Below are 16,632 nucleotides of genomic sequence, written 5' to 3'. Positions count from 1 at the left end.
ACTCTGGTAAAGTCGGCCCTATAATGCGGGCTGGCTTTGAAAGACCCTTTAAAATTAGAGGTAATTAAAATGGGCGGTATTAGTATTACGCAATTGTTGATCATCGCAGTGATCGTGGTGCTGCTGTTCGGTACCAAAAAACTGCGCACGCTGGGCTCCGATCTCGGCGCCTCGATCAAGGGCTTCAAGAAGGCGATCGGCGACGACACGCCGTCGACCCCCAACACGGCTGAGAAAAGCAGCCTGGATGACGCTGACTTCTCGGCCAAGCCTATTACCGATAAGCAGCCGGAAGTGAAACCGGAAGAGTCGAAGAACAAAGAGCAGGTATAAACCGTGTTTGACATTGGGTTTAGTGAGCTGCTGCTGGTGCTGGTGATCGGCCTGGTTGTTCTGGGGCCGGAACGGTTGCCGGTCGCGGTCAGAACGGTGTCGGGCTGGATCCGCGCGCTGCGCTCGCTGGCGGCCTCGGTGCAGCACGAACTGTCTCAGGAACTGAAGCTGCAGGAGCTGCAGGACAGCCTGAAAAAAGCGGAACAGGCCGGTTTGCAGAACCTGACGCCGGAGCTGAAGGCGTCAATGGATGAGCTGAAAGACGCGGCGGAATCATTGAAACGCACCTACCGGGGCGAGAAAGAAGAGCTGGCGAACACCATTCATAACCCGCAGGTCACCGATCCGGAAGCCTTGCACGACGGCGTGACGCCGGCGGAAGCGGCAACCAGCGCCAGCGCGCCCGCCGCCGTGCCAAAACCGGCAGCGGAGCCTGAGGCCGTCGCGCCTGTGTCACCGGCCGCGCCAGTGCCAGCGCAGCAGGCTAAAGCGCCGGTGGAAACCGCGCCGGCACCTGTCGAACCTGTTGCGGATAAAACCCCAGCGTCTCACCAACCTAGTGGCGATCGTTAATACATGGCTGTTGAAGATACCCAACCCCTTATCAGTCATCTGATAGAGCTGCGCAAGCGGCTGTTGAACTCGATTATTTGCGTGCTGGCGGTGTTCGTGGTGCTGGTGTTTTTCGCCAACGACATCTACCAGCTGGTCTCTGCGCCGCTGCTCAAGCAGCTGCCGGCCGGGGCGAGCATGATCGCTACCGACGTGGCGTCACCGTTCTTTACGCCGATCAAGCTGACCATGATCGTCTCGGTGTTCGTCTCAGCGCCGATGATTCTGTATCAGGTGTGGGCATTCATCGCACCGGCGCTGTACAAGCATGAACGCCGCCTGATGATGCCGCTGCTGGTGTCCAGCAGCCTGCTGTTCTACCTCGGCATGGCTTTCGCCTACTTCATCGTGTTCCCGCTGGCCTTCGGCTTCTTTGCCAAGACCGCGCCGATGGGGGTGACCATTGCGACCGACATTAAAAACTACCTCGATTTCGTCATGGCGCTGTTTATGGCGTTTGGCGTCGCCTTCGAAGTGCCGGTCGCCATCATTCTGCTGTGCTGGAGCGGCGTCACCTCGCCGGAAGATCTGAAGAAGAAACGGCCGTATGTGTTGGTCGGCGCGTTTGTGGTCGGCATGCTGTTGACGCCGCCGGACGTGTTCTCGCAAACCCTGTTGGCAATACCGATGTATCTGCTGTTTGAAGTGGGGGTGTTCTTCGCTCGCTTCTATACCGGTAAACGTCGCCCGCAGGCGGAAGAAGAAGACGAGGGTGACGAACCCCCAGCACCCTGATCCACATTGATTGCGAAGCCGCCCATTGGGCGGCTTTTGCTTTGGAAAAAACCATGTTTGATATCGGCGTTAATCTCACCAGCAGCCAATTCGCCAAAGACCGCCAGGCGGTGGTGGAACGCGCCCGCGTTGCGGGCGTGACGGGGATGTTGATTACCGGCACCGATCTGGCGGAGAGCCGCGAGGCCGCCGAACTGGCGCAGCAACATGCGGGCTACGGTTGGTCTACCGCCGGCGTGCATCCGCACTACGCCAGCGGTTGGGATGAACACACCGCCGAGCAGATTTATGCGTTGGCCGCGCGCCCTGAAGTGGCGGCGATCGGCGAATGCGGCCTGGATTTCAATCGCAACTTCTCGACGCCCGCGCAGCAGGAAGCGGCGTTCACCGCGCAGCTGGCGCTGGCGGCGGAGTTGGCGCTGCCGGTGTTTCTCCACTGCCGCGACGCACACGCACGTTTTGCCGAGCTACTGACGCCGTGGTTGGATAAACTGCCCGCGGCCGTGGTGCACTGCTTCACCGGCACCGCCGAAGAATTAACAAGCTGCCTGTCGCTGGGCCTGTCGATCGGGATTACCGGTTGGGTCTGCGACGAGCGGCGCGGCCTGGAATTGCGCGCCCTGTTGCCGCAGATCCCGGCCGAGCGTCTGTTGCTGGAAACGGACGCCCCTTATTTGTTGCCCCGGGATTTACAACCTAAACCCGCATCTCGCCGCAACGAACCCTGTTTCCTGCCCCATATCGTGCATCAGGTCGCCGTCTGGCGACAGGAAGAGCCGCAATGGCTGGGGCAAAAAACCGATGAGAACGCCCGCCGGCTATTCCGGCTGGTTTGAGCTAGGAGAAAACTATGAGCTATGCATTTCCGGGTACCTTCCCTGGTCGCCGTATGCGCCGCGTGCGCCGTCATGACTTCAGCCGCCGCCTGGTCGCCGAAAACCAACTGACGGTCAACGACCTGATTTATCCGGTGTTTGTCATGGAAGGCAGCAACCGTCAGGAAGAAGTGGCCTCGATGCCGGGCGTATCGCGCATGACGATCGATCTGCTGGTCAAAGAAGCGGAAACCATTGCCAAACTCGGCGTGCCGGTGATCTCCCTGTTCCCGGTGATCGAGCCGGGCCTGAAATCGCTGCATGCGGAAGAAGCCTATAACCCGGAAGGGTTGGTGCAGCGCACGGTGCGCGCGCTGAAAGACGCGGTGCCTGAGCTGGGCATTCTGACCGACGTAGCGCTCGATCCCTACACCACGCATGGGCAGGATGGGGTCATCGATGAGCAGGGCTATGTGATTAACGACGTGACCAAAGACATCCTGGTGCGTCAGGCGCTGTCCCATGCCGAAGCGGGTGCGGAAATCGTGGCGCCGAGTGACATGATGGACGGCCGCATCGGGGCGATCCGCGATCGTCTGGAATTGCAGGGCCTGGTGAATACCCAGATTATGGCCTATTCCGCCAAGTATGCTTCCTGTTACTACGGCCCGTTCCGCGATGCGCTGGGCTCCAGCGGCAACCTGAAGGGCGGCAACAAGAAGACCTATCAGATGGATCCGGCCAACAGCGACGAAGCGCTGCAGGAGATTGCACAGGATCTGCAGGAAGGCGCGGACATGGTGATGGTGAAACCGGGCATGCCGTACCTCGACGTCGTACGCCGCGTGAAGGATACCTTCGGCGTGCCAACCTTCGCTTATCAGGTGTCCGGCGAGTACGCGATGCATATGGCGGCGATTCAGAACGGCTGGCTGCAAGAGCAACCTGCGGTGATGGAGTCGTTGATGTGTTTCAAACGCGCCGGCGCCGACGGTGTGTTGACCTACTTCGCCAAGCGTGTCGCCCAGTGGCTGCACGACGACGCGATGCGTCGTTAAGCGCCAACTGAGCCAACAAAAAGGCGCCTGAGGGCGCCTTTTGCATTACATCTTCTGGAACTGTCGGTTGTCGATGCTTTGACTGACCTGTTTGTTGATCAGGTTCAGCAACAACATGGAACGCGCCTCGCCGTCCGGCTCGGTGTAGATCGCCTGCAGCCCTTCGAATACGCCGTCGACGATCAGAACGGTATCCCCCGGCTGCGGGGTTTCCGGATCGACATAGGTTTCGCTGGCGTGCGTGCGCAGCTCATCGATCACCTTGCTCGGGATCACGCTCGGCAACGCGCCGAAACGCACGAAGTGGCTGACGCCGCGGGTGGCGCTGATGGTGGTGGTGTGAATGCGCTCCGGGTCGAACTCCACAAACAGATAGTTGGGAAACAGGGGTTCGCTGACCGCGATGCGCTTGCCGCGCACGATCTTTTCCAGCGTGATGATCGGGCTGAGGCAGTTTACCTGCTGCCGTTCCAGATGTTCCTGCGCTCGCAACAGCTGACCGCGTTTGCAATAAAGTAGATACCAGGATTCCATAATTTCACATGCCTTTCTGCCAGCCGGTAAGCATATCAAAAGCTATTCCGGATACATAGTGATGCAAGTTTCAGCGTGTAACATCACCTATCTCTATGAATATGCGGCTATTAGCGAGGGGTCACACACTTATCGATACGGCGCTGGTATAACAGAGGGCTGAAAATTTGTTACCGTCACAGTATGGCAAGGCGTTGCGCTACCGGCTGTGACGCTATTCATCGTTTTTGACCGAGGGGGAAAGAAATGGAGCTGTTTCTGTTGAGCAACGGCAAGCTGTCTGGCGAAGCCGAGCTGCTGGGGTACGCCAAAAGCCAACTGCTGGCGATGATTGCGCGTCGCGGCATCAAATCCGCCGTCTTTATCCCTTACGCCCTGATCCGTTATGACTACGACCAGCGTGCGCAGGAGCTGGCGCAAACGCTGGGCATCGAAGTCACCAGTATCCACCACGCCGCTTCGCCGGCGGCGGCGATCGCGCAGGCGGAGTGTATTTTGGTCAGCGGCGGCAATACCTGGTTGCTGAACCAAATGCTGCACGAACAAGGCCTGATCGTGCCTATCCAGCGCGCGGTGCGCGAGCGTGAGGTGCCTTACGTCGGCTGGAGCGCCGGTTGCAACGTGGCTACGCCGAGCATTCGTACCACCAATGATATGCCGGTGCGCTGCAGCGTGGTGCTGCCAGCGCTGGGGCTGTTCCCGGTGCAGATCAACCCGCATTACATCGACGCGCATATCAGCGGCCACATGGGCGAAACCCGTGACGAGCGCCTGGCGGAGTTCTGCGCGGTCAACCCGAGTGAATCGGTGGTGGCGCTGCGTGAAGGCAGCCTGCTGCACGTTGAAGGCGATGCGCTGCGTTACTTCAGCGCTAACGGGCAGGGCTTCAAGGTGTTCCGCCACGGCGAGGAGACGCGCGAATATCAGGATACGCGTGCGCTGGCCACGCTGGTGCCGTTCAACTGCGGCTGAGGGCCACCCCGCAGCGGGCGGCGTTAACAAAATTGCAGCAACAACCGTGAAGAGGGCTTATAATGCCCTCCCCACTGGCCGTTATAATGATCAGCATGAAATACCGTGACTTACGCGATTTCCTCTCGTTGCTGGAGAAGAGAGGGGAACTAAAACGCATCAGCCAGCCGATCGATCCTTACCTGGAAATGACGGAGATTGCCGATCGCACCCTGCGGGCGGGCGGCCCGGCATTGCTGTTTGAAAACCCGAAAGGCTACGACATGCCGGTGCTGTGCAACCTGTTCGGCACCGCCAATCGCGTGGCGATGGGCATGGGGCAGGAAGACATCAGCGCGCTGCGCGAAGTCGGCAAACTGCTGGCGTTCCTCAAAGAGCCAGAGCCGCCGAAAGGCTTCCGCGATCTGTTCGACAAAATGCCGAAGTTCAAGCAAGTGCTGAACATGCCGACCAAGGTGCTGGGATCCGCGCCTTGTCAGGAGCAGGTATGGCAGGGTGAGGATGTCGATCTGGGCCGTATTCCGGTGATGCACTGCTGGCCGGAAGACGCCGCGCCGCTGATTACCTGGGGGCTGACGGTGACCCGCGGCCCGCATAAAGAACGGCAAAATCTCGGCATCTATCGCCAGCAGGTGCTGGGCAAGAACAAAGTGATCATGCGCTGGCTGTCGCATCGCGGCGGCGCGCTGGATTATCAGGAGTGGTGCCAGGCGCACCCCGGCGAGCGTTTCCCGGTCGCGGTAGCGCTGGGCGCCGATCCCGCCACCATCCTCGGTGCGGTCACGCCGGTGCCGGATACCTTGTCTGAATACGCTTTTGCCGGGCTGCTGCGCGGCAATAAAACCGAAGTGGTCAAGTGCCTTTCCAACGATCTGGAAGTGCCCGCCAGCGCCGAAATCGTGCTGGAAGGCTATATCGAGCCGGGTGAAATGGCGCCGGAAGGCCCTTACGGCGACCACACCGGTTACTACAATGAAATCGACCAGTTCCCGGTGTTCACCGTCACCCACATCACCCAGCGCCGCAACGCGATCTACCACTCGACCTATACCGGCCGCCCGCCGGATGAGCCGGCGATCCTGGGCGTGGCGCTGAATGAAGTGTTCGTGCCGATCCTGCAAAAACAGTTCCCGGAAATCGTCGATTTCTATCTGCCGCCGGAAGGGTGCTCGTACCGCCTGGCAGTAGTGACCATGAAAAAACAGTACGCCGGCCACGCTAAACGCGTGATGATGGGCGTCTGGTCGTTCCTGCGGCAGTTTATGTACACCAAATTTGTTATCGTCTGCGATGACGACGTCAATGCGCGCGACTGGAACGACGTGATTTGGGCGATCACCACACGAATGGATCCGGCAAGGGATACCGTTCTGGTGGAGAATACGCCGATCGACTATCTGGACTTCGCCTCGCCGGTTTCCGGCCTGGGTTCGAAGATGGGGCTGGACGCCACCAATAAATGGCCGGGTGAAACCGATCGCGAATGGGGCCGTCCGATTCAGATGGATGAAAAGGTACGTGCGCGCGTCGACGAAATCTGGGATGAGCTCGCAATCTTCAGTGACAGGGAACCGACGCTGTAGCGTCAGGCCCTGTTCTCAGCTTTGCATTGATGACCCGACAGAGGGAACGCATGACAATATTGAGCTGTAAAGTGACCTCGGTAGAGGCCATTACCGATACGGTTTATCGGGTACGTCTGGTGCCCGAGCAGCCGTTTTCTTTCAAGGCAGGGCAATATCTGATGGTGGTGATGGACGAGCGCGACAAGCGTCCGTTCTCGCTGGCATCTACCCCGACGCAGCAAGATTATATCGAGCTGCACATCGGCGCTTCGGAGCTGAATCTGTATGCCATGGCGGTGATGGATCGCATCCTGAAAGAGCAGGCGATCACCGTCGACGTGCCGCACGGCGACGCCTGGCTGCGGGAAGAGGGCAGCCGTCCGCTGGTGCTGATCGCCGGCGGCACCGGTTTCTCTTACGCGCGTTCAATCTTGTTGACCGCGTTGGAGCAGCAGCCCGATCGCGACATTTCGATCTACTGGGGCGGGCGTGAGCTGAAGCACCTGTACGATTTGAGCGAGCTGGAAGCGCTGTCGTTGCAGCATCCGAATCTGAAGGTGATCCCGGTGGTCGAGCAGCCGGAAGCCGAATGGCGCGGCCGCAGCGGCACCGTGCTCAGCGCGGTGCTGCAGGATTTCGGCACGCTGGCGGAGCATGATATCTATATCGCCGGGCGTTTCGAGATGGCGAAAATCGCCCGTGAGCGTTTCTGCGCCGAGCGCGGCGCGCTGGAAGCGCATATGTTCGGCGACGCGTTTTCGTTTATCTGACAGAGGCGATGCGCAGTGAACGGGGTGGCCGAGGGTCGCCCCGTTTTTATTTGGGCGCCGGCAAACTTCAGGCATAAAAAACCCGCCCCTGACAGGCGGGAAGAACGGCAACTAAACTTGGCGGGATGCCGCGATTTGAAGTGGTGACGCGGTCATCCCAAGATAGACACAGCTAAACGCGTTCGAAGACGGTGGCGATGCCCTGGCCCAGGCCGATGCACATGGTCGCCAGGCCGAACTGCGCGTCGCGACGTTCCATGTTGTTCAACAGGGTGGTCGAGATGCGGGAGCCTGAACACCCCAGCGGGTGGCCGAGCGCGATGGCGCCGCCGTTCAGGTTGATCTTGTCGTCGATGCTGTCCATCAGCCCCAGATCCTTGATGCACGGCAGCGACTGGGCGGCGAACGCTTCGTTCAGCTCGAACAGATCGATGTCCTGCACGCTCAGACCGGCGCGTTTCAGCGCCAGCTTGCTGGCCGGCACCGGGCCGTAACCCATGATGGAAGGATCGCAGCCGACGACCGCCATCGAGCGGATGCGGGCGCGGGCCTTCAAACCGAGCGCTTTGGCGCGCGATTCGCTCATCAGCAGCATGGCGGAAGCGCCGTCCGACAGGGCGGAAGAACTGCCGGCGGTGACGGTGCCGTTGACCGGATCGAACGCCGGACGCAGGGCCGACAGGCTTTCGACGGTGGTTTCCGGGCGAATGACTTCATCGAAATCGTAACGGGTCAGCACGCCATCGGCGTCGTGGCCGTTGGTCGGTATGATCTCGTTTTTGAAGTACCCTGCCAGCGTCGCCGCATGCGCGCGCTGGTGGGAGCGGGCGGCAAACTCATCCTGCATCTGGCGGCTGATGTTGTGCATCTTGGCCAGCATTTCGGCGGTCAGCCCCATCATCCCGGCGGCTTTGGCCACGCTGCGGCTCAGCCCCGGATGGAAATCCACGCCGTGGTTCATCGGCACATGACCCATGTGTTCCACGCCGCCGATCAGGCTGACGTGCGCGTCGCCGACCATGATGGCGCGCGCCGCGTCGTGCAGCGCCTGCATCGAAGAGCCGCACAGGCGGTTGACGGTCACCGCCGGCACGCGGTGCGGGATCTCGGCCAGCAGCGCGGCGTTGCGGGCGATGTTGAAGCCTTGCTCCAGCGTCTGCTGCACGCAGCCCCAGTAAATGTCATCGATCTCGGCGGCATCCAGCGCCGGGTTGCGGCTCAGCACTTCACGCATCAGGTGAGCGGAGAGATCTTCGGCGCGCACCTGGCGGAAGGCGCCGCCCTTGGAGCGGCCCATCGGCGTGCGTACGGCATCAACAATAACTACGTTTTCCATCTTTATGACCTCATGCCGGTTGGCGGGTAGCGACGTCGGACAGCGGTGTCGCCACCGGGTAGTAGCTTTCATTGCGTTCGGCCTTGGCGCGCAGACCGGCCGGCACCTGATACAGGGCGCCGAGGTGTGCGTAGCGCTGGGCCAGCTCAACGTAGTTGGCGGTGCCGAGCGTATCCAGGTAGCGGAACGCGCCGCCGTGGAACGGAGGGAAGCCAATGCCGTAGACCAGCGCCATATCGGCTTCCGCCGGGCTGGCGACGATCTTCTCTTCCAGGCAGCGAACCACTTCGTTGATCATCGGGATCATCATGCGCGCGATGATTTCTTCGTCGCTGATGGTCTGGCGCGGTTGGCTCACTTCGGCCAGCAGCGCGTCGGTCTGCTCGTCGTTGTCCTTGCGCGGTTTGCCTTTGCTGTCCTGGCTGTAGCGGTAGAAGCCCAATTGATTTTTCTGACCGAAGCGCTGGTTGTCGAACATCACGTCAATGGCGTCGCGATAGTCTTTGCTGATGCGATCCGGGAAGCCGGCGGCCATTACCGCCTGCGCGTGGTGCGCGGTGTCGATGCCCACGACGTCGAGCAGGTAGGCCGGGCCCATCGGCCAGCCGAACTGTTTTTCCATCACTTTATCAATCTGACGGAAGTCGGCGCCGTCGCGCAGCAGCAGGCTGAAGCCGGCGAAATACGGGAACAGCACGCGGTTGACGAAGAAGCCCGGGCAGTCGTTCACCACGATTGGCGTTTTGCCCATGCGGCTGGCGTAGGCCACCACTTTGGCGATGGTGTCATCGCTGGTCTGTTCGCCGCGGATGATTTCAACCAGCGGCATGCGGTGTACCGGGTTAAAGAAGTGCATGCCGCAGAAGTTTTGCGGGCGCTTCAGCGATTTTGCCAGGTGATTAATCGGAATGGTCGAGGTGTTCGACGCCAGAACGGTGTCCTCATCGATCAGGTTTTCCACTTCCGACAGCACGGCGGCTTTGACCTTCGGATTCTCGACGACCGCTTCAACGATCACCTGTGCGCGTTCGATGCCGGCGTAGTCCAGCGTCGGCTGAATGGTCGACAGCACCTGCGCCATTTTCAGGCCATCCAGTTTGCCGCGCTCCAGCTGCTTATTGAGCAGTTTGGCCGCTTCGCTCATGCCCAGCGTCAGCGACTTGTCGCTGATGTCTTTCATGATCACCGGCACGCCTTTCAGCGCCGATTGGTAGGCGATGCCGCCGCCCATGATGCCGGCGCCCAGCACCGCCGCCTGTTTCGGCGCATCCACATTCTTGGCCAGCTTTTTCGCCTGGCCCTTCACGAACTGATCGTTAAGGAAGATGCCGACCAGCGCGCGCGCTTCGTTGGAACGCGCCAACGGCACGAAGCTGGCGGTTTCCAGTTTCAGCGCTTCATCGCGGCCCAGCTTGGCGGCGGCTTCAATGGTTTTCACCGCGGTCATCGGCGCCGGGTAATGTTTCCCGGCGGTCTGCAGCACCATGCCTTTGGCGGTGGTGAAGCTCATCGCGGCTTCAATCGGGCTGAGCTTCAGCGGCTCCAGCTTAGGTTGACGCGCGGCGCGCCAGTCCAGCTTGCCGTCGATCGCCTGTTGCAGCATTTTCAGCGCCGCTTCGGCCAGTTTTTCCGGTGCCACTACCGCATCCACCAGACCGACTTTCAACGCGTCTTTGGCGCTGACGTCTTTGCCGGCGGCGATGATTTCCAGCGCGCTGTCGTTACCCAGCAGGCGCGGCAGGCGGACGGAACCGCCGAAGCCCGGCATGATGCCCAATTTGGTTTCCGGCAGGCCGATGCGCGCGTCCGGTGAGGCGGCGCGGAAATCGGTCGCCAGAATGCATTCGCAACCGCCGCCGAGCGCATAGCCGTTAATGGCCGAAATGGTCGGCACCGGCAAATCTTCCAGCCGGTTAAAGACGTTGTTGGCGAACACCAGCCACTCTTGCAGCTTTTCAGCCGGTGCGGCGAACAGAGAAAGGAATTCGGTGATATCGGCGCCGACGATAAACGCGGCTTTGGAGGAGCGCAGCAGCAGCCCCTTCAGCTCAGGCTGGTTTTCCAGCACGGTGAGCGCTTCGCCCAGGCTGGCGACGGTGCGGGTGTCCAGCTTGTTGACCGAGCCCGGTGCGTTGAACACCAGCTCGGCGATGCCGTTATCGAGCCAGTGCAGTTGTAATGTTTCGCCTTGGTAGAGCATGTCTATCTCCTGAATCAGCGTATGATCTGGTATGACCAGATGATGAGGAGTGTGGTTTTTATGTTAAAAATATGCAAATGAGAGATTGCATATTTGCTGGTCGGATCACATCTCGCCAAGTTAGTTTTTTGATTTAAAACGAAGTTATATTTTATGTGCTATCGGCATTTGCTGGAGTCTGTCGGCCCTCATACACTTGCCTGCAGCGATTTAGCATTCAGACGAGGTAAGGCATGACTAAGGCGGCTTGTGTCAAACGCAGCGGCTTATGGAGTATTCCCGCCAGAACCATGACGCTGGCGTGTCTGTTGGTATTTATGGCGCAGATGGCGACGACCGTGTACCTGCCTTCGCTGCCGACGGTGATGCGCGAGTTGGCAATGAGCCGGCGCGCCACCGAGCTGTCCATTTCGATCTTCGTCATCGGCGCTGCCTTGCCGGTGCTGTTCTGGGGCGCGGCTGCCGATCGCTTTGGCCGCCGAGCGCCGCTGACGCTTTCCCTGCTGCTTTTCATTGGCTGCAGCGGGCTGTTGGCGCTGTGCAGCAACGGCGCCCAGCTGCTGGCGCTGCGCGCGCTGCAGGGTGTGGGTGCCGGTGGCGCGGCGATCATTGCACGCATCATCGTGCGGGATAACTGGAGCGGTGACGAGCTGGCGCGGCGGCTGTCGGTGCTCTCTATCGCTTTTATCACCGCGCTGGGCGGCGGTCAGTTCGTCGGCGGCCTGCTCAGCCAATATTCGCACTGGCAGATGGGCTTCGTCTTGATGGGTGCCACCGGTTTGGCCATTCTGGCGCTGATGGCGACGCTGCCGCTGGAGGCGGGTCGCGATCGCGGGCCTCGCCCGGCGATGACGGCTACCTACTTCGCCATCCTGCAGCGGCCGGGATTTTTTTGGCCGGCCTGCGTCGGCGGGCTGGGTTTCGCCACCACGGTGACGCTGCAGGAGGTGAGCCCGTTCGTCATGCAACAGGGTTTTGGTCTCAACGTCACGGCGTTCGGCGCGCTGGGCTTGGTGATCGGCATCGCCTACTTTAGCGGCGCGTTGACGGTGAACCGTACGGTGGCGCGCGTCGGCGGGAAAAAACTGATGCAAACCGGCAGCGGCATCGTGGCCCTGGCGACGGTGACGATCCTGATATTGTGGTGGAGCGGCATTCTGGCCGGCCTTTCCGGTATGGCGCTGTTCATCGCGCTGTATTGCCTGACTATTTTTGGCCAGGCGGTGTTGTTTCCCAACAGCATGGCGATGGCGGTCAGCGACGCCAAAGAGTACGGTGCCTATGCGATGGCACTGTGTGGCTTTCTGCAGCAGTGTCTGGCGGGCGTCGCCGCAGCCGGCGCGGTGTTGTTGGAGCACCATGGCCTGTGGGCGCTGGCGATAGCGGTGCTCGGCCTGGCCGGTTGGCTAATGGTTAAACTGCGGATGTAACGGCATTTGCAGGGAATTGCGAGCTGCTCCGCATGCCCAACGCGATGAGGTTGGTGCGTCGGAGCGCTGTGTTAAGATGACTTCTTTCGTGCTAAGGCATAAGGGTACTGTGATGGAAACGCTGGCTTCTTTGTATAACGACCACCTGGCAGAGCTGCAAAAACGCGCGCGCGAAGTGCTGGAGCGCAACAAGTTGGATGCGCTGCTGATTCACTCCGGGGAACTGCAAAAGGTATTTTTGGACGACCATAGCTATCCGTTCAAAGTGAACGCGCATTTCAAAGCCTGGGTGCCGGTGACGTCGGTGCCGAACTGCTGGTTGTGGATCGACGGTGTCAACAAGCCGAAGCTGTGGTTCTACTCCCCAGTCGACTACTGGCACAGCGTAGAGCCGCTGCCGGAGAGTTTCTGGACCAAATCCCTTGAATTGATGCCGCTGGCCAACGCCGACGCCATCGCCCAGCAGCTTCCGCCGCAGCGCGAGCGCGTGGGCTATATCGGTTATGCGCAACAGCGCGCCCGCGATCTCGGCATCCCTTCCGAGAACATCAACCCGAAAGCGGTGTTGAACTACCTGGATTTCCACCGTTCGATCAAAACCGGCTATGAGCTGGCCTGCATGCGCGAAGCGCAGAAGACGGCGGTAACCGGCCATCGTGCGGCGCATGAGGCCTTCCTCTCCGGCATGAGCGAGTTCGACATCAACCTGGCCTACCTGACGGCGACCGGCCACCGCGATACCGACGTGCCTTACGACAACATCGTGGCGCTGAACGAACACGCTTCGGTGCTGCACTACACCAAGCTGGATCATCAGCCGCCGGCCGAATCCCTGAGTTTCCTGATCGACGCCGGCGCGGAATATAACGGCTACGCCGCCGATCTGACCCGCACCTACGCGGCGCAAAGCGGCAGCGAGTTCGCCCACCTGGTGAAAGATCTCAACGGTGAGCAGCTGGCGTTGATCGACACCATCAAAACCGGCGTGCGTTATACCGACTACCATGTGCAGATGCACCAGCGCATCGCCAAGCTGCTCAAGAATCACAAGTTGGTGAACGGCCTCAGCGAAGAGGCGATGGTTGAAACGGGTATCACTACGCCGTTCCTGCCGCACGGGCTGGGCCACCCGCTGGGCCTGCAGGTGCACGACGCCGCCGGCTTTATGCAGGACGAGCAAGGCACCCATCTGGCGGCGCCGTCCAAGTATCCGTTCCTGCGCTGCACTCGCGTGTTGCAGCCGGGCATGGTGTTGACCATCGAGCCGGGTCTGTACTTCATCGACTCTCTGTTGGCGCCGTGGCGCAGCGGTGAGTTCAAGCAGCACTTCGCCTGGGATCGCATCGATGCGCTGAAGCCATACGGCGGCATCCGCATCGAAGACAACATCGTGATCCACGAAAAGCGCATCGAGAACATGACGCGCGATCTGAACCTGGCCTGATGCGGCCGTACCCGATACCGGCGGAAGCAACCTGCTTTACCGAAGAAATAAAGAAGAGCCGTTTTATCACCCTGCTGGCGCCGACCAGCGGGGTAGAAGCGGCAAAGGCGTTTATTCAGCAGGTGCGGGATGAGCACCCAACGGCGCGGCACCATTGTTGGGCATTCGTCGCCGGCAGCCCCGATGACTCGCAGCAGCTGGGGTTCTCCGACGATGGAGAACCGTCGGGCACCGCCGGCAAACCGATCCTCGCGCAGCTGATGGGCAGCGGTATCGGCGAAGTGACCGCCGTGGTCGTTCGTTACTATGGCGGCGTCAAGTTGGGCACCGGCGGGCTGGTGAAAGCCTATGGCAACGGTGTTCAACAGGCGTTGAAGCAGTTGGCGTTGGTACAAAAGGTGCCGGAAGCAGAATATATCTTGCAGTGCGACTATGCGCAGTTGGCGCTGGTGGAGAACTTGCTGCAGCAAACCGCAGGCCGGATCCTGCAGGGCGAATACGGCGCCGCCGTCGTGCTGCATCTGGCCTTGCCGGCCACCGAGGTCGAGCTGTTTGGAAATAAATTGCGTGATCTCAGTCGCGGTAATTTGCAATTAACCCCCATTTCGCAATAATTCCTCCCAATTGAATTGCTAAGGATCGTGCTGAAATGCATTTTCGCGCCATAACCCGTATCGTTGGTCTGCTGGTCATCCTGTTCTCCGGGACGATGTTTATTCCCGGCCTGGTGGCATTGATTTACCGCGATGGGGCGGGGCGTGCGTTCAGCCAAACCTTCTTCGTGGCGCTGACCATCGGTCTGATGCTGTGGTGGCCGAACCGCAAACAGAAACACGAGCTGAAGCCCCGAGAAGGCTTTCTGATCGTCGTGCTGTTCTGGACCGTGCTGGGCAGCGTGGGGGCATTACCGTTCCTGTTTTCGGAACGGCCCAACCTGTCGCTGACCGACGCCTTCTTTGAATCCTTCTCGGGATTGACGACCACCGGTGCGACGACGCTGGTGGGATTGGACTCGCTGCCGAAGGCCATTCTGTTCTATCGCCAGATGCTGCAATGGATGGGCGGCATGGGGATCATCGTATTGGCGGTGGCGATACTGCCGATACTCGGCGTCGGCGGCATGCAGCTGTATCGGGCGGAAATGCCCGGGCCGCTGAAAGACAACAAGATGCGTCCACGCATCGCCGAAACCGCCAAAACCCTGTGGCTAATCTATGTATTGCTGACCGTCGCCTGTGCGCTGGCGCTCTGGGGGGCTGGGATGTCGGTGTTCGACGCCATCGGCCACAGTTTCTCGACCATTGCCATCGGCGGTTTTTCTACCCACGACGCCAGTATCGGTTATTACGCCAGTCCGACCATCAACACCATCATCGCCGTGTTCCTGCTGATTTCAGGCTGTAACTACGGCTTGCACTTCGCTTTGCTAAGCGGTCGCAGTCTGAAGGTGTATGGGCGCGATCCTGAATTCCGCATGTTCATCTTCGTCCAGTTGACGCTGGTGGTGGTATGCACGTTGGTGCTCTGGGGGCATGGCGTCTATAAGAGCGGTATGGAAACGCTCAATCAGGCGTTCTTCCAGGTGGTATCGATGGCGACCACGGCCGGTTTTACGACCGACAGCATCGCCAAGTGGCCGCTGTTTCTGCCTATGTTGTTGCTGTGCTCGGCGTTCATCGGCGGTTGCGCCGGTTCGACCGGCGGAGGCCTGAAGGTGATCCGTATCCTGCTTCTGTACCTGCAGGGATCGCGCGAGTTGAAAAGGTTGGTGCACCCCAACGCGGTCTATACCATCAAATTGGGCAACCGCGCGCTGCCGGAACGCATCCTGGAGGCGGTATGGGGATTCTTCTCTGCCTATGCGCTGGTGTTTATCGTCAGCATGCTGGCGATCATTGCCACCGGCGTTGACGACTTTTCCGCGTTCGCCGCAGTGACGGCAACGCTCAATAACCTCGGCCCCGGCCTGGGCGTAGTGGCGGATAACTTCACCACGATGCCGGCGGCGGCCAAGTGGATCCTGGTGGTGACGATGCTGTTCGGGCGCCTGGAAGTGTTCACATTGCTGGTGCTGTTCACGCCAACCTTCTGGCGTGAGTGAGTCTGATATAAGGAGTACGCCATGAAGGCATTGATACTTTATTCGAGCCGTGACGGGCAAACACGCGCTATCGCTTCTTATATAGCAAGCAAGCTGCAGGACACGCTGCGTTGTGAGGTGATCGATCTGCTGCAGGCGCAACAGGTCGATCTTAGCCAGTATCAGCAGGTGATGATCGGCGCTTCTATCCGTTACGGGCACTTTAACCCGGCGCTGGATAAATTCGTCAAGCGTCATGCCGAGCAACTGAATCGAATGCCGAGCGCGTTCTTTGCCGTGAACCTGACCGCGCGTAAACCGGAAAAGCGCTCGCCGCAAACCAACGCTTATACTCGCAAGTTCCTGCTGGCCTCGCCGTGGCAGCCAAAACAGTGCGCGGTGTTTGCCGGCGCATTGCGTTATCCGCGCTATCGCTGGTTCGACCGCATCATGATTCAATTTATTATGCGTATGACGGGCGGTGAAACGGATACCAGTAAGGAAGTGGAGTACACCGATTGGCAGCAGGTCGACCGTTTCGCCCAGGAATTTAGCCAGATCCAGTACGAAAAGTGACAAAAATGCGGGTTTGGCCAGCGTTTTGCCGAAAAAACCCGCGCTTGAAAAGTTTTTTGCAATTAGGGGTTGCGGCCCGCCGAGAACTCCCTATAATGCGCCTCCACTGACCGGGAACAACGACTGACAAGCCGCCGGGTCAGCGAGAGGGAAGCGAAATAAACGCTTGACT

General features: G+C 59.9%; 16 protein-coding genes. 13 read left to right on the top strand and 3 right to left on the bottom strand.

Annotated features, from left to right (window positions below):
- Nucleotides 1–69: 69 nt before the first annotated feature.
- The 5 genes from tatA to hemB are packed head-to-tail and all read left to right on the top strand — an operon-like array spanning nt 70 to nt 3,553.
- The gene (tatA, locus tag EKL15_RS21435) at nt 70–333 is read left to right on the top strand and encodes a Sec-independent protein translocase subunit TatA (protein WP_004934452.1); all 264 of its coding nucleotides are present in this window, start codon (nt 70–72) and stop codon (nt 331–333) included.
- A 3-nt stretch (nt 334–336) separates the two neighbouring features.
- Nucleotides 337–906 carry a Sec-independent protein translocase protein TatB gene (tatB, locus tag EKL15_RS21430; RefSeq protein ID WP_060424141.1) on the top strand — a complete coding sequence of 190 codons (570 nt, stop codon included), beginning with the start codon at nt 337–339 and terminating at the stop codon, nt 904–906.
- Nucleotides 907–909: 3 nt separating this feature from the next.
- Nucleotides 910–1,680, top strand: a complete 771-nt coding sequence (gene tatC, locus EKL15_RS21425) for a Sec-independent protein translocase subunit TatC (protein WP_004934456.1) — start codon at nt 910–912, stop codon at nt 1,678–1,680.
- Between the two features lie 53 nt (nt 1,681–1,733).
- Complete coding sequence (gene tatD / locus EKL15_RS21420) at nt 1,734–2,516, top strand: 3'-5' ssDNA/RNA exonuclease TatD (protein WP_070915677.1); 783 nt, start codon at nt 1,734–1,736, stop codon at nt 2,514–2,516.
- A gap of 14 nt (nt 2,517–2,530) precedes the next feature.
- A complete protein-coding gene (gene hemB / locus EKL15_RS21415) occupies nt 2,531–3,553 on the top strand; it encodes a porphobilinogen synthase (protein ID WP_033636707.1) in 1,023 nt (340 codons plus the stop codon).
- Nucleotides 3,554–3,598: 45 nt separating this feature from the next.
- On the opposite strand, the gene rfaH is transcribed toward hemB, so the two are convergent.
- A complete protein-coding gene (rfaH, locus tag EKL15_RS21410) occupies nt 3,599–4,087 on the bottom strand; it encodes a transcription/translation regulatory transformer protein RfaH (protein ID WP_004934466.1) in 489 nt (162 codons plus the stop codon).
- 246 nt (nt 4,088–4,333) lie between these two features.
- Between rfaH and pepE the strand changes: the two genes are divergently transcribed.
- From pepE to fre, 3 genes are all read left to right on the top strand, one after another.
- Nucleotides 4,334–5,059 carry a dipeptidase PepE gene (gene pepE, locus EKL15_RS21405; protein ID WP_060424139.1) on the top strand — a complete coding sequence of 242 codons (726 nt, stop codon included), beginning with the start codon at nt 4,334–4,336 and terminating at the stop codon, nt 5,057–5,059.
- Between the two features lie 86 nt (nt 5,060–5,145).
- On the top strand, nt 5,146–6,642 hold the full coding sequence (gene ubiD / locus EKL15_RS21400; protein ID WP_025304926.1) for a 4-hydroxy-3-polyprenylbenzoate decarboxylase: 1,497 nt from the start codon (nt 5,146–5,148) through the stop codon (nt 6,640–6,642).
- A 50-nt stretch (nt 6,643–6,692) separates the two neighbouring features.
- Nucleotides 6,693–7,394, top strand: coding sequence for an NAD(P)H-flavin reductase (gene fre / locus EKL15_RS21395; protein WP_004934474.1), 702 nt, complete (start codon nt 6,693–6,695; stop codon nt 7,392–7,394).
- A gap of 172 nt (nt 7,395–7,566) precedes the next feature.
- Here the strand turns inward: fre and fadA are convergent, their stop codons facing one another.
- Both fadA and fadB read right to left on the bottom strand, forming a co-directional pair.
- Nucleotides 7,567–8,730, bottom strand: coding sequence for an acetyl-CoA C-acyltransferase FadA (gene fadA, locus EKL15_RS21390; protein WP_025304928.1), 1,164 nt, complete (start codon nt 8,728–8,730; stop codon nt 7,567–7,569).
- A 10-nt stretch (nt 8,731–8,740) separates the two neighbouring features.
- Nucleotides 8,741–10,930, bottom strand: a complete 2,190-nt coding sequence (gene fadB / locus EKL15_RS21385) for a fatty acid oxidation complex subunit alpha FadB (RefSeq protein WP_203090329.1) — start codon at nt 10,928–10,930, stop codon at nt 8,741–8,743.
- 233 nt (nt 10,931–11,163) lie between these two features.
- Here fadB and EKL15_RS21380 point away from each other — a divergent pair, with 233 nt between their 5' ends.
- The 5 genes from EKL15_RS21380 (at nt 11,164) to hemG (ending at nt 16,460) form a co-directional block, all read left to right on the top strand.
- The gene (locus EKL15_RS21380) at nt 11,164–12,360 is read left to right on the top strand and encodes an MFS transporter (RefSeq protein WP_183907066.1); all 1,197 of its coding nucleotides are present in this window, start codon (nt 11,164–11,166) and stop codon (nt 12,358–12,360) included.
- 112 nt (nt 12,361–12,472) lie between these two features.
- Nucleotides 12,473–13,804 (top strand): Xaa-Pro dipeptidase, encoded by a 1,332-nt coding sequence (gene pepQ, locus EKL15_RS21375; protein WP_070915666.1) that lies wholly within the window; start codon nt 12,473–12,475, stop codon nt 13,802–13,804.
- Nucleotides 13,804–14,418, top strand: a complete 615-nt coding sequence (locus EKL15_RS21370) for an IMPACT family protein (protein WP_087762646.1) — start codon at nt 13,804–13,806, stop codon at nt 14,416–14,418. The genes pepQ and EKL15_RS21370 overlap by 1 nt, the downstream gene beginning before the upstream one ends.
- A gap of 35 nt (nt 14,419–14,453) precedes the next feature.
- A complete protein-coding gene (trkH, locus tag EKL15_RS21365; RefSeq protein ID WP_004934492.1) occupies nt 14,454–15,905 on the top strand; it encodes a Trk system potassium transporter TrkH in 1,452 nt (483 codons plus the stop codon).
- Between the two features lie 21 nt (nt 15,906–15,926).
- Nucleotides 15,927–16,460, top strand: a complete 534-nt coding sequence (hemG, locus tag EKL15_RS21360; RefSeq protein ID WP_070915670.1) for a menaquinone-dependent protoporphyrinogen IX dehydrogenase — start codon at nt 15,927–15,929, stop codon at nt 16,458–16,460.
- Nucleotides 16,461–16,632 lie beyond the last annotated feature (172 nt).

Origin of the sequence: Serratia sp. 4542 (assembly GCF_016805595.1) — a bacterium.
GTDB lineage: Bacteria > Pseudomonadota > Gammaproteobacteria > Enterobacterales > Enterobacteriaceae > Serratia > Serratia nevei.
Note: the sequence above shows the minus strand (reverse complement) of the source record. Positions and strands in the feature narration are given on the sequence as shown.

Excerpts from the sequence above, each read along its gene's own strand:
- fadB (WP_203090329.1), bottom strand. The coding sequence starts at position 10,930 with ATGCTCTACCAAGGCGAAACATTACAACTGCACTGGCTCGATAACGGC.
- EKL15_RS21370 (WP_087762646.1), top strand. The coding sequence starts at position 13,804 with ATGCGGCCGTACCCGATACCGGCGGAAGCAACCTGCTTTACCGAAGAA.
- tatC (WP_004934456.1), top strand. The coding sequence starts at position 910 with ATGGCTGTTGAAGATACCCAACCCCTTATCAGTCATCTGATAGAGCTG.
- ubiD (WP_025304926.1), top strand. The coding sequence starts at position 5,146 with ATGATCAGCATGAAATACCGTGACTTACGCGATTTCCTCTCGTTGCTG.
- trkH (WP_004934492.1), top strand. The coding sequence starts at position 14,454 with ATGCATTTTCGCGCCATAACCCGTATCGTTGGTCTGCTGGTCATCCTG.
- pepE (WP_060424139.1), top strand. The coding sequence starts at position 4,334 with ATGGAGCTGTTTCTGTTGAGCAACGGCAAGCTGTCTGGCGAAGCCGAG.
- EKL15_RS21380 (WP_183907066.1), top strand. The coding sequence starts at position 11,164 with ATGACTAAGGCGGCTTGTGTCAAACGCAGCGGCTTATGGAGTATTCCC.
- fadA (WP_025304928.1), bottom strand. The coding sequence starts at position 8,730 with ATGGAAAACGTAGTTATTGTTGATGCCGTACGCACGCCGATGGGCCGC.
- hemG (WP_070915670.1), top strand. The coding sequence starts at position 15,927 with ATGAAGGCATTGATACTTTATTCGAGCCGTGACGGGCAAACACGCGCT.
- tatA (WP_004934452.1), top strand. The coding sequence starts at position 70 with ATGGGCGGTATTAGTATTACGCAATTGTTGATCATCGCAGTGATCGTG.
- fre (WP_004934474.1), top strand. The coding sequence starts at position 6,693 with ATGACAATATTGAGCTGTAAAGTGACCTCGGTAGAGGCCATTACCGAT.
- rfaH (WP_004934466.1), bottom strand. The coding sequence starts at position 4,087 with ATGGAATCCTGGTATCTACTTTATTGCAAACGCGGTCAGCTGTTGCGA.
- tatD (WP_070915677.1), top strand. The coding sequence starts at position 1,734 with ATGTTTGATATCGGCGTTAATCTCACCAGCAGCCAATTCGCCAAAGAC.
- hemB (WP_033636707.1), top strand. The coding sequence starts at position 2,531 with ATGAGCTATGCATTTCCGGGTACCTTCCCTGGTCGCCGTATGCGCCGC.
- pepQ (WP_070915666.1), top strand. The coding sequence starts at position 12,473 with ATGGAAACGCTGGCTTCTTTGTATAACGACCACCTGGCAGAGCTGCAA.